At 50.5% G+C, this 17,294-nt stretch carries 13 protein-coding genes; 10 read left to right on the top strand and 3 right to left on the bottom strand.

Annotated elements, in window-relative coordinates:
- The first annotated feature begins 42 nt into the window (after nucleotides 1-42).
- From A7K91_RS10185 to A7K91_RS27270, 4 genes are all read left to right on the top strand, one after another.
- Nucleotides 43-924: an AraC family transcriptional regulator gene (locus tag A7K91_RS10185; RefSeq protein ID WP_068682290.1), complete on the top strand. Its 882-nt coding sequence runs from the start codon at nucleotides 43-45 to the stop codon at nucleotides 922-924.
- A 147-nt stretch (nucleotides 925-1,071) separates the two neighbouring features.
- Complete coding sequence (locus A7K91_RS10180; protein ID WP_068682288.1) at nucleotides 1,072-2,352, top strand: glycoside hydrolase family 27 protein; 1,281 nt, start codon at nucleotides 1,072-1,074, stop codon at nucleotides 2,350-2,352.
- 148 nt (nucleotides 2,353-2,500) lie between these two features.
- On the top strand, nucleotides 2,501-4,324 hold the full coding sequence (locus tag A7K91_RS10175) for a family 43 glycosylhydrolase (RefSeq protein WP_068682286.1): 1,824 nt from the start codon (nucleotides 2,501-2,503) through the stop codon (nucleotides 4,322-4,324).
- A 71-nt stretch (nucleotides 4,325-4,395) separates the two neighbouring features.
- A complete protein-coding gene (locus A7K91_RS27270; RefSeq protein WP_281198614.1) occupies nucleotides 4,396-4,524 on the top strand; it encodes a hypothetical protein in 129 nt (42 codons plus the stop codon).
- A gap of 147 nt (nucleotides 4,525-4,671) precedes the next feature.
- Here A7K91_RS27270 and A7K91_RS10170 read toward each other — a convergent pair whose 3' ends face one another.
- The gene (locus A7K91_RS10170) at nucleotides 4,672-5,481 is read right to left on the bottom strand and encodes an alpha/beta fold hydrolase (RefSeq protein WP_068682284.1); all 810 of its coding nucleotides are present in this window, start codon (nucleotides 5,479-5,481) and stop codon (nucleotides 4,672-4,674) included.
- A 922-nt stretch (nucleotides 5,482-6,403) separates the two neighbouring features.
- Nucleotides 6,404-8,422 carry a beta-galactosidase gene (locus A7K91_RS10165; RefSeq protein ID WP_068682434.1) on the bottom strand — a complete coding sequence of 673 codons (2,019 nt, stop codon included), beginning with the start codon at nucleotides 8,420-8,422 and terminating at the stop codon, nucleotides 6,404-6,406.
- 200 nt (nucleotides 8,423-8,622) lie between these two features.
- Between A7K91_RS10165 and A7K91_RS10160 the strand changes: the two genes are divergently transcribed.
- The 5 genes from A7K91_RS10160 to A7K91_RS10140 all read left to right on the top strand — a co-directional run bounded on the left by A7K91_RS10160 (nucleotide 8,623) and on the right by A7K91_RS10140 (nucleotide 13,459).
- Complete coding sequence (locus A7K91_RS10160) at nucleotides 8,623-9,489, top strand: helix-turn-helix transcriptional regulator (protein WP_068682282.1); 867 nt, start codon at nucleotides 8,623-8,625, stop codon at nucleotides 9,487-9,489.
- Between the two features lie 211 nt (nucleotides 9,490-9,700).
- On the top strand, nucleotides 9,701-10,573 hold the full coding sequence (locus A7K91_RS10155; RefSeq protein WP_169833392.1) for a DegV family protein: 873 nt from the start codon (nucleotides 9,701-9,703) through the stop codon (nucleotides 10,571-10,573).
- Between the two features lie 214 nt (nucleotides 10,574-10,787).
- Complete coding sequence (locus A7K91_RS10150) at nucleotides 10,788-11,774, top strand: phosphotransferase enzyme family protein (RefSeq protein ID WP_068682278.1); 987 nt, start codon at nucleotides 10,788-10,790, stop codon at nucleotides 11,772-11,774.
- 72 nt (nucleotides 11,775-11,846) lie between these two features.
- On the top strand, nucleotides 11,847-12,539 hold the full coding sequence (locus tag A7K91_RS10145; RefSeq protein ID WP_068682276.1) for an aspartate/glutamate racemase family protein: 693 nt from the start codon (nucleotides 11,847-11,849) through the stop codon (nucleotides 12,537-12,539).
- A gap of 38 nt (nucleotides 12,540-12,577) precedes the next feature.
- The gene (locus A7K91_RS10140; protein ID WP_068682274.1) at nucleotides 12,578-13,459 is read left to right on the top strand and encodes an alpha/beta fold hydrolase; all 882 of its coding nucleotides are present in this window, start codon (nucleotides 12,578-12,580) and stop codon (nucleotides 13,457-13,459) included.
- Between the two features lie 104 nt (nucleotides 13,460-13,563).
- Here A7K91_RS10140 and A7K91_RS10135 read toward each other — a convergent pair whose 3' ends face one another.
- Nucleotides 13,564-15,717: an EAL domain-containing protein gene (locus A7K91_RS10135; RefSeq protein ID WP_068682272.1), complete on the bottom strand. Its 2,154-nt coding sequence runs from the start codon at nucleotides 15,715-15,717 to the stop codon at nucleotides 13,564-13,566.
- A gap of 237 nt (nucleotides 15,718-15,954) precedes the next feature.
- On the opposite strand from A7K91_RS10135, the gene A7K91_RS10130 reads away from it, so the two are divergent.
- Entirely contained in the window at nucleotides 15,955-16,956 is a 1,002-nt protein-coding gene (locus A7K91_RS10130; protein WP_068682270.1) for a LacI family DNA-binding transcriptional regulator, read from the top strand.
- Nucleotides 16,957-17,294 lie beyond the last annotated feature (338 nt).

The following is a 17,294-nucleotide window of genomic DNA, read 5'->3' as shown; positions in this document are numbered from 1 at the left end:
CTTGTTTTCAATAAAAAGTAAGCTGGAAAGAGGCGATGAGAGATGTCGCTAGAGCAGCATAGAGGCACCTACGGATTCCGCTTTGCCGAGCAGCCCGGCCTCCCTCTTTGCGGTTTGTTTGCGATCGGCTTTGAACAGGAACGCAGTCATACATACAATTGGAATGGCCTAACGAGAAGCGACGGACCGCTTCTGTTATTTCAGTATACGCTGGAGGGCTGCGGCGAGCTGGAGGTAGAGGGTAGACATTACCGGATGGAGCGCGGACAAGCCTTTCTTGTTGAAATACCCGGAGCTCATCGCTATTGGCTGCCGGACGATACGGAAGAGTGGGAGTTTCTATATATATTGCTGAGGCCTCACCCCGTTATGGGCATATGGGAGGAGATCAAGGACAGAATTGGCGAAACCCCCTTTTTGCCGCTAGGAAGCGGGCCGATTGCAGCTTTGAACGACATTTATCGGGAAGCGCTTACAGGAAAAATCACGGACCTCTACACGGCATCTGCGCATACCTACCGTTTTATGATGGAGCTTGCCCGGTTTTCATTGAACAAAGGAGCATCAGGGGCCGCATGGCCGCCAACCGTTAAAGCCGCGGTTCAATATATGGAGAGCAACTACAGCGGGATGGTGGGACAGGAGCAGCTCGCGCAGGAGCTTGGCGTGTCCAAATATCATTTTTTGCGTACCTTTGCTGCGTTTACGGGAATGACTCCGGGCGAATATTTAAGCCGGGTCCGCATTGAAAAAGCGATATCGCTGCTGCGGCAAAGCAATCTCAGCATTGATGAGGTGGCCGCTTCGGTCGGGTATTCCAGCGGCAGCTATTTCATTAAGGTGTTTCGCAAGCTGACGGGCCAGACGCCGGCCCGTTTCCGCTCGTCGAGAGAGCTTCCTTACAGCAGGCTTTTTTTTGATTAGAAAGCGGCGCGGAAAAGTGATATGCGATACAGCAATTTAGTGCTATTCATGAGAAAAAATTACGGTGGAATAGCCTTTTTTAAGGATATATGATTAGGGTATATCTGCAATAAATGACTATTCAACGTACATAGGGAGGTTTTTTTCATGAATCATCATCAGTTTGCTCCTACTCCGCCGCTTGGCTGGAATAGCTGGGACTGCTACGGGGCCAGCGTGACGGAGTCCGAGGTTCGCGGCAATGCCGATTATATGGCTCAAAACCTGAAGGAGCACGGCTGGGAATATATTGTCGTTGATATTCAATGGTCCGAGCCGGGAGCGGTTTCAGATGCCTATCGGCCATTCGTCCGGCTGGAGATGGATGATTATTCCCGGTTGATTCCTGCAGTAAACCGCTTTCCATCGGCTGAGGGCGGTCAGGGCTTTAAGCCGCTTGGCGATTACATCCATGGACTTGGCCTGAAGTTTGGCATTCACATTATGCGGGGTATTCCGCGTCAAGCCGTTCATGACAATACGCCGATTAAAGGAACGAACCGGACCGCGCGCGATATCGCGCATACCTGCTCCTTCTGCGGCTGGAATACGGATATGTACGGTGTAGACGCCTTCAAGGCAGGCGCTCAGGACTATTACAACTCGTTATTTGAAATGTATGCGGAATGGGGCGTCGATTACATCAAGGTTGATGATATAGCGGATTCCTGGCTGCATGGCGGAACGCATCTGGGCGAAATTGAACTGATCCGAAAAGCAATAGATCATGCCGGACGGCCCATGGTGCTCAGCTTGTCGCCGGGACCTGCTCCCATCAAGCATGCAGACTTTTTTGAGGCCAACGCCAACCTGTGGAGAATGACGGACGACTTCTGGGACAAATGGCCGCTTCTGTTGGACATGTTCGACCGGTGCGAAACATGGGAGGGCAGGCCAAAGCCAGGGTGCTGGCCGGATTGCGACATGCTTCCGCTTGGACGAATCGGCGTTCGGAGTCATTCCGGAGACCGCTGGACCCGATTTACCAAGGATGAGCAGCTTACGATGATGACGTTGTGGAGCATTTTCCGTTCACCGCTGATGTTTGGCGGAGAAATGCGCGACAATGACGAGTGGACGCTGTCGCTTTTGACCAATAAGGATGTGCTTCACATGCATCGCTATAGCTCCGGGGCGAGAAAGGTCAGCCGCGCGGAGGGCAAGGTCGTATGGACGGCGCAAGGGCCGGACGGCGAAGTGTACGCTGCGTTGTTTAATACAAATGACGAGCCGGGAGAAGTGACGGTTTCGCTGTCGGAGCTGGGCCTTGCCGGAACGGCCGGCGTTGAAACCAAGGAATTGTGGAGCGGAGCATCCGAGAAGATCGCAGGCGGCAAGCTGCAAGCAACTGTGCCGCCGCATGGAGCAGCCTTGTATCGTTTGGGCTGATAACGTGCTCTAATAAGAAACGGCCGCTGGCTGCAGTGACTGCGCCTTGTTTTAGCCCGAAGGCTGAGCAAGGCGCTTTTTACACCACGCGTTCATCATCCATTCCATAATAGAGATTTCCATAATTGAGAAGAAGGGATGAAATATAATGTCGACGAATGAGTTCAAGCAGGGCCATATTCTTTGTTATACACGCTTGCCGCAAGAGGAATTGATATATGCGCCAAAGCTGGCGTACAGCATGCATCTGGCATATAGCGAGGACGGCTGTGCTTTCCGGGCGCTTAACAACAACTCCGGCGTATTTTTTGCCAAGGCCACGGACAACGCCAATGGCACGCTTACTGCTAAAAGCTTGAAGCAGCCTTTTCTGTTTGCGATGAAGGAAGGCGGCTTTGGCGTATTGGCAATCCGTACGGAAGCGGATGGCGCAAATGACGAGTCAAGCAAAGGCAGCGTTCTTTTGGCCGTTACGCAGGATTTGCTTCAGTATCGGGAAATCGGCCTTCTGAATTTAAAAGGCAATGCTTTTGTACAGGATGTGGCCTGTCGTTACAGCGAGGAGCATAACGGATACGTGATCATATGGACGGATGAATCGGGTAATAGTTATGAAAATATTATTGGGGATATGTTGGGGTTGTCCGAAGTTTCGGAGCCCGTACCGGCGAAAACTTCGGCTCTGAGCCCCGTTTCGGCGGAGATTGAAGGGATTCAAGCACGGAATTTTATAGCCGTGCCGAAGGAGCTCGCTGATCGTGTTGTCAGTAAGCTGACCTCGCCTCATCACACAGAAAGCCAAGGGCCGGGAGCGATTACGGTTTCCGGCAAGGAGCAGCTGCGTAAGGTAAAGGCCATAGCTTTATATAGCGACGGCACGTCTTCGCCGAAGGATGTGGATTGGGATTTGGAAGGCTTGGACTGGTCAGGCGAAGGAACCTATGAAATAAAGGGAACGCTGCGCCAGACGTTTTTTGACTTTCCTTTTGCATCCCATCGGGCCGATCCCAACATTGCCAGATGGAAGGGCAAGTATTATTTTATAGCTACAAACGATGCCGACGGGCAAAAATCCTTCTCCGTTCGCGAGGCCGAAACCTTGGATGAGCTTGTTTCTGCTCCAGAGGTGCAAATTCTGGATTCGGAAACCTATAGTCATATCGGCGGATTGTTATGGGCCCCGGAATTCCATATTATAGAAGATGAGCTGTATATTTTTCATGCGGCGACGCCAAAGGAGTTTTTTGAAGAGGAAGCCCATGTCATGAAGCTGAAAAAAGACGGGAATCCGTTAAACGCCGGAGACTGGTCGGAGCCGAGGCGCGTGGTGCGGATGGACGGCTCGGACCTGTGCGAAGCGGGAAAAACGATATCCCTGGATATGACGGTTATCCATTGGGAAGGCGACATCTATGCGGCATGGTCGGAGCGCCAGTTCCTCCCGGACGATCTCGGAGCATGGCTATATCTGGCCAAGCTGGATACAAAGGAGCCGTGGAGGCTGGCAAGCGAACCTATTCTCCTCTCCAAGCCGGATTATGGCTGGGCCAACAACAAAACCTTTGTGGATGAAGGACCTTTTCCTCTGTATGGAGAACACAAGCTGTTCCTGACCTTTTCCAGCGCGGCGACGGATGCCACTTATTGCGTGGGACTGCTCACAATCGAAAATGGCGCCGATATGCTGAATCCCGCCAACTGGGTTAAAGGCAACTATCCGCTGCTCACCTCACGGAATGTGCCGGGAGAATTCGGACCGGGGCATAACTCCTATGTTACGGATGATGACGGAGTGGTTTGGAATGTGTACCATGCCAAAGCAGGCTTGGACGCTCCGCGCAGCTCTGGGCTGCGGCGAGTTCATTTTGATGCAGAGGGATATCCTGTCCTTGACATGACGCCGGAGCGTGATTTAAACAAAGAGCTGGCCGAGGTTACCGCCACGGTTACCATTAAGCCGGACTATCGGTAAAAACAGGCCGATACTTACTGTACTTTTATACTTACTTACCTGCTCCAGACAGCAAACGGGGAGGTATACGGATGAAAGTCGTTGAAGGATCTATGTTGGTATTGAGTGACGAAGATATTTCAGCTTTTTATTGTTACCGCGACCGGGACGGATGGGATTATCGGGATTCGTTTCAATTCCAGCTGAGGCTTCAGAAGTAGCGGACAAAAAGCAAACTTGGAGGAATGCCAAATAATCGGAGTTCCTCGTGTTTGCTTTTTTTTGGGCGTGTCTGAAAACTCGCTGTTTCCACACGGAGGATTCAGACACGCCCTAGATGGCAGAATAATTTCCACATTGTTAATTCTCTAACGGATAAAGCCAAGCAGCTCACGGTTGAAGTCTTCTCGCTGGTCGTAGAATAAACCGTGCCCGCTTTCCTCCATCGGCACTAGCTTGGAGTGGGCGATGCCCTGGTTTTGGGCAAGCGCCAGCGGGTAGAGGCATACCTGATCGTGAATGCCATGCAGAATCAGCGTTGGCACCCGGATTTGCCCCAAATCCTGAAATAGCTGCTCGGAAATCCAAGAATGCGCAATAGCTATGGTTGACCAGCTGGCCGCCTGAAGGCCTAATTGGAAAAACCATTCCGAAAAAGGAGCAGTAACCTTTTTGTAAAAGAGCTTTTCGCCAAAATCCCATAACATCTGCGGCCTATCGGCATGAGCGGCATTAATAATTTCCTCCACATCGCTTAGCTTTAATCCATAGGGAAAGTTGGGGCGCTGGATAAGGCTTGGCGCCGCAGCCGCAAAAAGAGCCAGCTTGGAGACGCCATGTCCTTGATGCCGCGCCATATAGCGTATCGCAACGGCTCCGCCTGTGGAATGGCCGGAAAGAGTAATGCCCCGCAAGCCTAAAGCATCGATAACTCCTCTGACGTCATCGGCGAGCGTGTTATAGTCATATCCCCACACTGGTTTGTCGGACAGGCCGTACCCCCTCATATCGATGCCGATACACCGAATGCCTGCTCCAAGCAGGGCATTGTATTGGTACTCAAACATCCTGTGATTAGCAGGCCAGCCATGAATAAATAAAATCGGATTACGGCCTCCCGGGTTTATATCGTTAACGTAAATCCTCACATCCGGCGCTACTCTGACCCAATATTCCACAGCCAATCCCTCCTCAATGGTTGATACCGATTCCTATTTGCTGCACACGCACAACTTACTGACGCACACAACTACTCCACTTACTCCACTTGCTCAACCTACTGAATGCCATACAGCACACACTCCACTTACTCAAACTGACTTAGCTCACTGAACGCATATAGCACACTCTTCTTACTCCAACTTACTCAAATCACTTAGCGGACATAACTACTCTAATTACTGAACTCACTCAACTGGCTGAATTTATTGAACACATAAGTATTCCACTTACACAACGCCCTCAACTGACTGGACTGCTGGACGCACACAGTTCACTCCACTTATTCAAAACTTGCTCATTTGTTTTTGTTTCTTCTACATATACTTACTACTTACTCATACTCGCTCCGAGCTATGCAAATTGCTTTCCATATATCATTTATATCTTGCCGGAGTGTGGAACATGTGTGTTTTATTGGTTACCCTGGCACATTGCTCTTGGCCTGCCAGAGTGCCAGACAAAAAAGAGGTTTCCCGTAACCTGCCAGACAAAAAAAGAGGTTTCCCGGAAACTGTCAGGCAAAAAAAAGAGGCCTTCCGGACAAAAATGTCCGTTAGACCTCAAAAATTAAGTAATACCATATTCTAGTGGACGCGGATGACCGTTACAGGTCAAAAATCATAGAAAATTTAACGAAAATCATCTACAACGGCCATTTTTGTCCACTAGCTATACGAATTCCACGTTTATTCGACTCTGACGGCCATTTGTGACCGTTATAAAGAATCAGCTAGCAAGCAGTACTTCATTTGCACAGTCCTTGCGATGGCGCACCTATTGCGCGGCACTGCATAGTCCTTGTGATGGCGCACCCCATTGGGCGGCCATTGCATGGCACAGGCATAGCCATCTGCATGAGCGCGCGCCTCACGGGGCGTATTAAGCCTGTGCAGGCCGGCTGAGCAGGCGGATGCCGTTAACCGGCAAAGCCAGCTTGGTTACTCCGGCTTCGCCGCTTTCCAGATCGGTGTATACAGCGCCGTCCAGCTCCAGCTCGGCAGCCTGGCCGCTGAAGTTCATAACGAACAGGTAGTCGTGTTCGCCATCGGTGCGCACCTGCGCGGTTACGCCTGCAGGAAGCTCGCTGTCGAGGGCCTTGTACACGCCGGTTTCGGCAAACAGGCTGCTATAGAAGTCCAGCAGGAAATCCGCGCCAAGGCGGGTTGCCATATGGTATGCGCGGCCTTTGCCCAAGCTGTTAACCGTCAAAGCTGGACGTCCGGCGTAGAAATCGTCAGTGTAAACGCCTAGCGACTCCGCGCCTTCGAGATGGACCAGCTCGCAAAGCTCGCGTGCTTCATAGGTCCCTTTGAGGCCCAGACGGTTGCCGCCCTCAAGCGCCAGTCCGTTGCGCTCGTAATCAAACAGGCCATCGATTTCCTCGGCCCAGATGCCAAGCGTCTTGCGAAGCGGGCCAGGGAAGCCGCCCAGGTGAGCATTGTCGGTTTCACCAACGATGCCGGACCAATAAGTCGTCACTAATGTGCCTCCTTTTTTCACAAACTGCTCCAGCTTTTTGCCTGTTTCTTCGCTGCACAGATACAGCATCGGGGCAACAATCAGCTTGTAGCCGTCGAAGGAATCCTCGGAGCCGATAATATCGACGGGAACCCCTTGCTCCCAGAACGCGCGATGATGAGCGTAAACGGTGGATTCATAGCCGATGCCGCAGTTGCGCGGTCCTTGGGAGTCCTTGACAGCCCAACGGTTATCCCAATCAAAAATGATAGCCGCCTCCGAAGGCGTATCCGTACCAACCAATTGAGGCAGGCTGGACAACGTGCGGCCAAGCTCTGCTACATCCTGGAAAACGCGGGTGTTTTCATGGCCTGCATGGTCAACGACCGCGCCATGCAGCTTTTCGCTGGAGCCCCTACTTTTCCGCCATTGGAAATACTGCACGGAATCCGCGCCATGGGCAACGGCCTGCAGCGAGGAAAGCTTGTGCATGCCCGGCTGCTTCAGCTTGCTTGCGGCTTGCCAGTTTGTGCTGCTTGGCGTGCTTTCCATCAGGACAAAAGGTTTCTTTTGCAGCGAGCGGTACAGGTCATGATAGAAGGCAACCATTGCCGCTTGCTGGCTGTCGTCCTTCTGGTCATGCCAGGTCGGATAAGAATCCCACGAGATAACGTCCAGCGCTTTTGCCATTTTGCGATAATCCAGTCCATCAATTGCGTGCATATTTGTTGTTACAGGCAATTCCGGGTTGGCATCGCGAACGGCAGCAACCTCCACGTTGATGTAATCGATGATTTGCTCCGAAACGAAACGGCGCCAGTCCAGATTGTGGCCGTGCACGGCGTTTTCGCCATGCGGAGCGGGAGATTCTACCTGGCTCCAATCGGTGTAGGTATGCGCCCAGAAATGCGTCCACCAGGCATGGTTCAGCTCATCCAGCGTTTTGTATTTGTTTTTGACCCAAGCGCGGAAAGCGTCCTGACAAAGATCGCAATGGCAGTCGCCGCCGAATTCATTGGAGATATGCCAGCCGATGACGGCAGGGTGGCTTGCGTAGCGTTCCGCCAGCTTGTTGTTCATGATCGTAATTTTTTCGCGGTAAACCGGAGAGGTGTAGCAATGGTTATGGCGCATGCCGTGCAGATTGCGAACACGGTTATATTCTACCCGCAATACTTCCTTGTATTTTTGCGACATCCATGCCGGACGCGCGCCGCTTGGCGTTGCCAGCCAGGCATAAATACCGTTTTCGGCAAACGTGTTCAACAGGTTGTCCATCCATTCAAAATTAAATACGCCTTCGGCAGGCTCAAGAGCTGCCCAGGAGAAAATGCCCACTGCCATAACATTGCAGCCAGCCAGCTTCATTAGGCGAATATCCTCTTTTAAAACCTCCGGATATTTGAGCCATTGCTCCGGATTATAATCGGCGCCGTGCATCAGAACGGGCAGCTTGGGGCTAACGGGTAAATGTTTTTTTGCCACGATTAATCACTCCTGTTTATTATTCGTAAGTTCTTTTTTCGACTAAATGAACCTTCTCTATCCATGCTTTGATCATAGCTTAACTTTAATTTATAATCATAGAACAGACACAGCGAAAAATCGTCGGATCTTAACATGAAGGAGCTACGCCCGCCATGATGCCTTTTCTGATAGCGCAAATAGCCAGTCTCGAAAATCGGATTCCGCTATATGTTTATTGTGTTGGAAGCCATGAGCAGAAGGAGCTGGAGCGGCCGCAGGGCTTTCCCGCCCACCAGATTTTTTTGTGCCGCTCAGGCTCGGGCATTTTCCGCTTTGAGGACAATCATACCATCGTGTTGTCTGAGGGCAGCCTGCTGGTGCTTCCCGCCAATACGCCGCATTCCTATTATCCCGAGCAATCTCAACAATTATGGGATCTTGGTTTTGTTGCTTTTCAAGGGAAGGCGGCGCTTGCCATGGCGGAGTCGCTGGAGGCTGCTTTGCTGAAGCCCGTCAAGGCACCGCAGTTTTCCCGGCTTTGGGAGCAGCTTGAGACGATCTGGCATCTCATTAACCGCAATAGCGATCAGGCTTATTGGGAAGCATCGCGGCTGATGTATGACATGCTGCTGTTTACGCTGCAGGATATTTCGGGGGTTGGGCGCTCTGAGCGAAGAAGTCTGTCAGGCGGCAGAAGTCCGGCTCCGCAAACGCCGCAGGCGGCGCTCGCCATGGCGGTGCAGCTCATTCACGATCACTACCAGGATCGTTTGCTGCTTGCTAATGTAGCGAGGGCAGCGGGGTATTCGGTTCAGCATTTTCACCGGCTGTTCGTTGCTGCCTATGGGGTAACGCCGCAGCAATATTTGCTTGATCTGCGCATGCGGCGGAGCATTCAGCTATTCGGAGAGCAGCCGGGCGTAAGCGTGGAAAAAGTCGCGCAGCAGCTTGGTATGGACGCGAGTTATTTTATCCGCATGTTCAAACGAACCTACGGACAAACACCCAAGCAATATGTCAAACAGCAAAAAATCGACTAGGGCGTGTCTGAAAACCCGCTTGAGGTCATCTTGCACCGCCTTTCCGCCCCCTGCTGCGTCCATTTTGAAGCTGTCGTAAAAAATGGCTAAAATGTGAATCATCCCAGGAATGGCGAATTTTCATGCAAAAGATATGACAAGTGTAAATATCGCGTATTTTATCCTGACGGTATAATGGGGGCAATAACACCCAGATACAGGAGTGATGACCTTGCGCCCCATCAAATTGTTTACGGATAGTATCGCCGACCCCTCGCAAACCTGGATAAAAGAATACGATATCGGCGTCGTTCATGCGTATGTTACCATTGGCGAAGAAACACTAAAGGATCAGGCTGAAATTACGCCCGAGATGATGTATAAAAAGGTTGAAGAAAAGGGCGGATACCCGAGGACGGCCGCGCCTGCTCCTTCCGATTACAGCTTAGCTTACGCGCCTTACATCGAACAAGGCTACAATATATTGCATATCAGTATTTCTTCATTGATTTCTTCCTCTTATCAAAATGCCGTTATTGCAGCTGATGATATTCCAGCAGACCGCATAACCGTCATTGATTCCAAAAATCTGTCGGCGGGAGCGTCCATGCTGCTTATCCAGGCAGCCAGGGCCATTCAGCACGGCGAGCCATTGGCTCGTATTGTTGAGGATGTGAAGGAAAGCATTCCGCATATTCATTTTGACGTGGTAGTAAACAAGATGGACTATTTGCATAAAGGCGGCAGAGTAAGCGGCCTCCAAAATATGCTGGGAAGCCTTCTGAATATACGTCCCCAGCTTATCGTAAAGGATGGTATGATCCTGGCGAGCCGGAAACACAGAGGGAAGATGGACAAAGCGGTTGGCAACATTTTGGAAAAAATGGTGGAGAACATAAGCAGCATTGATGCGGAGCTGGTTATTATCGTCCAGACTATGTCCACCAGCAATGCGGAGTCGCTGCGCAACGGTTTGATGGAGCGTGCTTCTGTCAAAGAGGTTGCGATTATCGACGCAGGCTGCGTCATTTGCTCTCATACCGGACCCCATGCGCTAGGGGTTGCCTATTTCGTCAAGCCAGGCTGTGAAGTGAAGGAGGCTTAACCAATAAAGCCCTTGGGACAGTCCACTATAAGCTATCGAGGCCTAAAAATAAGGCTTAAAAAATTCTATTTACGTAAAACTCCACTCCTTGTACGTACAGGATTGGAGTTTTTTTGCTATCGCCTGCTTCTGCAACGATTATTTTTTTGTGATGTGGCTTTTTGATTCTGTACGGTGTCTAATATAATGTAGGGGGAGAGGTGAGGTCTATTTTATGGCAAATGAATTGCAGGAAATTATCAGCCACTATTTTTTTTCAGAGAATACTGTCATTTCGCCCGTTCCCTTTGGGCTTACGAACACAACCTGCTTCGTTACCGTTAACGGTGACAGGTATGTGGTGCGCCACTACAACCGCTATACGAAATCTCAAGAAAGCTTGCAGCTAGAGCTGGAGGTGTCCTCCTATCTGCTTGCCTCCGGACTATCCTTTACAATCCCGGCTTTTCTGCCAACACAAGCAGGCGAGCCGTTTGTAACCTTGCCTGATGGCACGATAGGCGCACTTATGTCCTATATTCCGGGAACAGCTCCTTCCCTTCAAGACCCTGATGATGCCTTTGCATTAGGTCGTGTTGTTGGCGAGCTTGGCGCAAAACTAAGTTCATACAAGCCTTCAGCTACGATACAAAATGCCGGCATTCCATTTACCGATTTGTTTCGACTGCATCCTCTTGCTGACGCGGAACAGATAGCTTTATTTTGGGAAAATCAGCCTTTTCACGTTACTGATGAACAAAAACGATCCTATGATGAAGCGTTGGCTCATGTTACAGCAAAGCGTGAAGTCCTATTGGCGCTGCCGCGGCAATTGGTGCATCACGATATTCTGATCTACAATCTGTTGTCTGTTAATGGAAACATAACAGCGGTTCTGGATTTTGATTTCCTTGCCATGGACATTTCCTTTCTGGAGTTCGTTATCAGCTTTAATCATGTTCTCCAGATGTCCGGCGGTTCCAGCGAAATGGCCGCGGCATTCATTAAAGGCTATCAGACCTTCCGCACCTTTTCGGCTGAGGAATGGGGCCAGCTGCAGGCGTTAACCCGTTTATATCATGTCGCTGTTCTCCATATCTATATTGGGCAGCATGCAGCGGGCAAGGATATATCCATCCCTTTTTCCTATATTGCCGACCAGTTGATTGAACGTGTCAACTGGTTGAATGAGCATGAAAGAAACGGCAGCATTGAATTATAGGACGGGCTATGTTAGCTTTAAGGAAGAGTGTCCATAGGGAATCTCAATCTGGCATAAGGGATGTTTGACATAATGAAAACGATTGGACTATTGGGCGGCATGAGCTGGACTTCAACGGTTGAATATTACCGCATTATCAATGAAAAGGTGGCAGAATCGCTGGGAGGTCTGAATTCCGGTAAAATTTTGCTGCAAAGTCTGAATTTCGCCGAGGTTGAGAAGCTGCAGAAGCAAGGCGACTGGGAAACGGCAGGACAATTGCTTGCGGAAGCGGCGCAAAGCCTGGAGCGGGCGGGAGCGGACATGATTTTGATTTGCACCAATACGATGCATAAGGTTGCGGACAGGGTCGCGCGCGACCTGAATGCGCCCCTCATTCATATTGCCGACGTTACCGCCGAAGCGATCAAGAGCCAAGGCTTGACCAAAATCGGCTTGCTCGGCACTCGTTATACGATGGAGCAGGATTTCCTGAAGGAACGGCTGGTTCAACATGGGCTGGATATTATCGTGCCGGAGGCAGAGGACAGAAATTCTGTAAACAGCATTATTTTTGAGGAATTGTGCAGGGATGTAATCAAGGAGGATTCCCATGCGGCCATGATGGATATCGTTAACGGTTTGGCGGCTCGGGGAGCGGAAGGCGTTATTTTTGGATGCACGGAAATTGCTTTGCTGATCGATCCCGCCACGTGCGCGCTGCCTGTATTTGATACGGCCCGTATCCATGCGGAGAGCGCAGTCAAGCTGGCGCTTGCGGAGTAAAGCATTATTTTGAAGGGATTTTTGGAGAGGAGATCAGGATGAAACAGCCGAACGCTCATTCATATGGAATAAGCAAATATGTGGACGCTGGAAATGGGCGAAGGCTTCATTACATGGTCAAGGGGACGGGTTCGCCAACTGTTGTGTTTGAATCCGGCATGGGCCGCTCGCGCTCTTCCTGGGGGTTGGTGCAGCCAGTCGTTGCAGATAAGATGTGCGCTGTCGTATACGACCGTGCAGGAATGGGTCTCAGCGATGATGATGCCGCGCCGCGCACGCTGGCAAGAATGGTGGAGGACCTTTTATTATTATTGAATGCTTTGGGACCGGGGCCTTTCATATTGGTTGGCCATAGCTGGGGAGGACCGATTGTCCGCAAAGCGGCGGAAAAGCTGCTGGAGACCGAGCCGTCATGCTTGAGAGGGATTATTTTAGTCGACCCTTCCGACGAAAATGCCGATCTGTATTTTACACGCTCCGTGGCGTTTCAGTTTGACATGTCCCGCAAGCTGGCTCCCGGCATGGCAAAGCTGGGCTTAACCCGTTTGTTGGGCGCCAAGCCGGGTATGGTTCAGCCAAAGGATGTTGCGGAGGATCATGTCAGGGAGGATTTTAGCGTCCGGGCGGCACGGACCGCAGTTGCGGAAATGACTCCGTTTCTGAATGATCTGGCAGAGCTGCGCAAAAATCCAATTCAATTGGGAAAGCTTGAGGTAAGCCTTATCTCGGGCTCCAAACCAGCCTTTATGGAGAAAAAAATTCGAATCGCCATCGGCGAAGCGCATCGAAAAATGATTTCTACTCTGGAAAATGGGCGTTTTATCGACGCGCGGGAATCCGGACATATGGTCATGTTCACCGAGCCTGGGCTTATCGTTGATGAAGTGCTGCGAATGGCTGGGAGTGCGCATAACGTATAATGAAACCAAGCTTGACCACAGGAGCATAGCAAAAGATCAGGGTCCGCTTGCCTGGATTAAAATCCTGGGCTGCGGTCTTTTTTTTGAAGAGGGGGATTGTTCAGTCAGGACGCAGGCGCTTCTGCTTCCATCGCCTCCAAATATTGATGCAGCTCCTCCGGGGGCAGCGGTTTGCTGTACAGATACCCTTGATACCGGGTGCATCCGATTTCCTCCAGGATGCTGGCTTGAGCCTCGTATTCCACAAACTCCGCAAGAACGGAAAAGCCTAACGACGAGCTTAAATAAACAATAGATGAAATAATTTCTCTGCAATTCTGATTATCCAGAATTTCACGAACGAGCGAGCCGTCCAGCTTGACCGTATCAAAATCATATTCCTTTAAATAAAGCAGAGAGCTGCGTCCCATTCCAAAATCATCCATCGCCAGCTTGACGCCACGTTTTTTCAGCTCCTGAATCCGATCCGTAATGGCTTGACTGGAGGTGAGTGCAATTTGCTCCGTCATTTCAATTTCGAGCTGGCAAGGGGACAGGCGATAACGCGCCAGAATTTCATCCAGCTCCTGCAGAAGCTCCTTGTTCTCCAGCTGGATGCCGGAAATATTGACGGACATCGTCAGTTTTTTGCTGCTGAGCGTTTCCAGCCGTTTTAGCTCTCCGCATGCGGTGTCCGTAATCCAATAACCCAGCTTCTCCATTAATCCCGCCTCCTCCGCAAGCGCGATGACAAGCGGGGGATAAATCAAGCCAAACTCAGGATGTCTCCATCTCAGCAGCGCCTCCATGCCAAAAACCTCTTTTCGGGCATTCACCTGCGGCTGATAAAACAAGGTCAGTTTTCCCTGCTGAAGATCATCCCTCAGATCATCCGCCAGCTTTCTGGCCAAAATCCCTACCTCGTCGGAGCGTGTAAGCAGGGATATCGAACCTTGCCGCTCGAACGGTTTAAACAAAATGTATAGCTTTTCGAGGCTGCTCTTCATACGTTCTTTGGAGATGGCATCCGACCAGCGCACAAACGGCATATAAATGATAATGCCGACGATCAGGTTGAACAGCTGAAGAAAGCTTCCCCTTATGGAGCCCGTCGCCGCGTATCCGCTCAAAAATATAGGCGTGGTCCACCCCACATAATTACTGGCTATCGGGACCCAGCCTGCGATGGTGGCGGCATAAGAAATAAGACCGATAATGAGCGGCACAGCCACAAAAGGAATGGCATAGATCGGATTGAGGACAATGGGAAGGCCAAACAATAAAAGCTCGTTCATGTTGAAGGTGGTCGGCAGCATGGAGAGCCTGGCAACGTTTTTGTCCGTTTTTTGCCTGCTGAACAATAAGATGGCAAGCATCAGCGACATGGCGCAGCCGCAGCCTCCCATGAACAAAAATACATTAAAAAAGGAGCGGGAAAAAATTTCGGCTCCGTCCTGGCTAGCAAGCAGTAATTGCTGGCCAGCAATGGAATCGTGTCCGAACAGCTGTTGATTGACCGGCTCCAGAATCTTGTTTCCGTGGATGCCGAGCAGCCAGAAGGCATGGATAAGAAGGACAAACAGCAAGGAAGCAATCTCTTTGGATTGAATCCAGGAGAACATGGAGACCAGCATATCGGAAAACCATAAGGAAATATTGGTAATATCCCACCATGAAGCCAAAGCGGCGTTGGTTGCGCCGAAAAATCCAATGGTTATGACGGTGGGAAACAGCCAGGATAAAGCTTCTATGTATTGGGCGTTGGCGCCTTGGCTGAACGTTTTTAACAAAAAAAGAGGCATCCCTGAAAGCTTCAGAAACATATAGCTGGAAATCAGGGCAGTGGTTACCGCGAAAAAAACATTCATGGCTCCGAACTTGGAAAAGGTCATATCAGGTGAGGTTTGCCCCGTTAGCGTTATTAAAGAAGCCAGCGCAACCACGCAAACGATGATGGGGCTGACGGTTTTATTATTACGGGCATTAAATTCTACGGTAAAGGCATAGCTGATGCCAAGCAGCATAAGGATTGCAAGTATGCCAAAGGTGCCGTTGCTGATGGCCAGCAGCGCGTTTTGCCAGTCCTCGCCGAGTCCCCTCCCTATCAAATGCTGATAGATGGGTATAGGCAATCCGGCCAGCACAAGGGCAATTGATCCGATGAACAAAATGGGGATCAAATAAAGCAAGCCGTGCCGTATTGCGGTCAAGGCCAAGTTGTTTTGCAGGTGTTGATGTAGTTTTGCGAATAAACCTTTAAAACCTGTCACTTTCGTCATAAGCTGCTCCCGGTTGTCCTAAATTTATCACTTCTATCATACTCTTCCAGCGAATGAAACGCTATTGCCAATTACATAGTTTTCCTCCTATTTTCATCATGTCAAAAAAGGTTCAAACATCCGACAGACACTTTCGCAAGCAAGCATCTTATTAAATACGGAAAAAAACGGTTGCAAAAGGGGAGATTGCGTCATATAATCAATTTACACGAGTAAATTATATGGAGGAGGCGATGTATGGCAACACGAAAACAGGTAGCTGAGCTGGCTGGAGTATCGGAGGCGGTTGTATCTTATGTACTGCACAACAAGCCGATCGTCAAGGAGGCGACCCGCCTTAAAGTGCTGGAGGCTATTCAGCAGCTTGGATATAGGCCTAATATGATGGCCCGCGGCCTGAAGATGAAGCAAAGCAGGCAAATCGCCGTGCTTGTTGGTTCACTCGGCAACCCTTTTGAAGCGGGAGTTCTGCTGCATGTGGAGCAAACGGCTCAGCGGCATGGATATGCCGTATTTTTTCACTCCTATAGCGAACAAAGCGAGGAAGAGCTGAAGGAGCTGCTCCATGGGCGGGTAGACGGTATTATGCTTCTGGGGCAATCGTTGCGAGAGGATACCATTCAGCATTTTCTGTCTACAGGCACTCCGATTTTTTCGCTGATGGCGCCCGCGCTCCATCATCAGGATGTAGGTTCCTTGGATTTGGACTGGAGTAAAGCGATGATTAAGCTGGCCGCGCATCTTAAGGAACGAGGACATCAGAGGGTAGCGCTGATGACCCACGGCTCGCTGCGTCATTATGCCAGCTCCCGCGCAAACGCCTTCCAGGCTGCCGCAGAAGCCGAAGGCTTGATCTGCAGCGACGAAATGACGCTGTTTGGAGGCGGGACCTTCGAGCACGCAAGCGCTGCTATGGCTGAAGAGTTAAAGAAATACGACCAGGGAGCGGCGCTTCCCTACACGGCTATTGTTGCCGTCAACGACTTGATGGCTTTGGGCATATTGTCCGCTTGCCGCAAAATGGGCGTTAACGTTCCAGTGCAGCTTGCTGTAGCGGGGTGTGAAGGCATCTTAATGTCGGGGGAAACGTCGCCTCCGCTCACGACGCTTCTCTATCCGCGCGAAGAGTTGGGCAGCCGGGGAACGGCTTTGTTCATTGGCATGATATCCGGCGATTCAACAATAAAGCCCCCTGACGGCGAGCTCGACGCCGAGCTTATGGTTCGCGGCTCCGTATAATGGCATCTGCCCGGAGCCGGCGGGCTATTCTTTTACTATATAAGCTCAACTTAATAAGTTCAGCTTATATAGATATTTCTTTCGCTAGAAATTTACACGTGTAAATTTGTTTGTGTTGCGGCAGATTCATTCCTGCGGACAAAAATGACCGTTAGGAGCTATTTTCGGCGGAAACTAAATGGGTAGTGGACATTGACGTCCGTTACCCTGCTAAAACCCTGCCCGTATGCACCACATTGGAACGCTAAAGGACACCGGTGACTATGCTTGACCCACAATGCTTCCAAAAAACTGGATGTTGAAAACATAGCTACCCAACGAAGGTTCTCTCCGTTATG

The organism is Paenibacillus oryzae, from assembly GCF_001675045.1.
Classification (GTDB): domain Bacteria; phylum Bacillota; class Bacilli; order Paenibacillales; family Paenibacillaceae; genus Pristimantibacillus; species Pristimantibacillus oryzae.
Note: the sequence above shows the minus strand (reverse complement) of the source record. Positions and strands in the feature narration are given on the sequence as shown.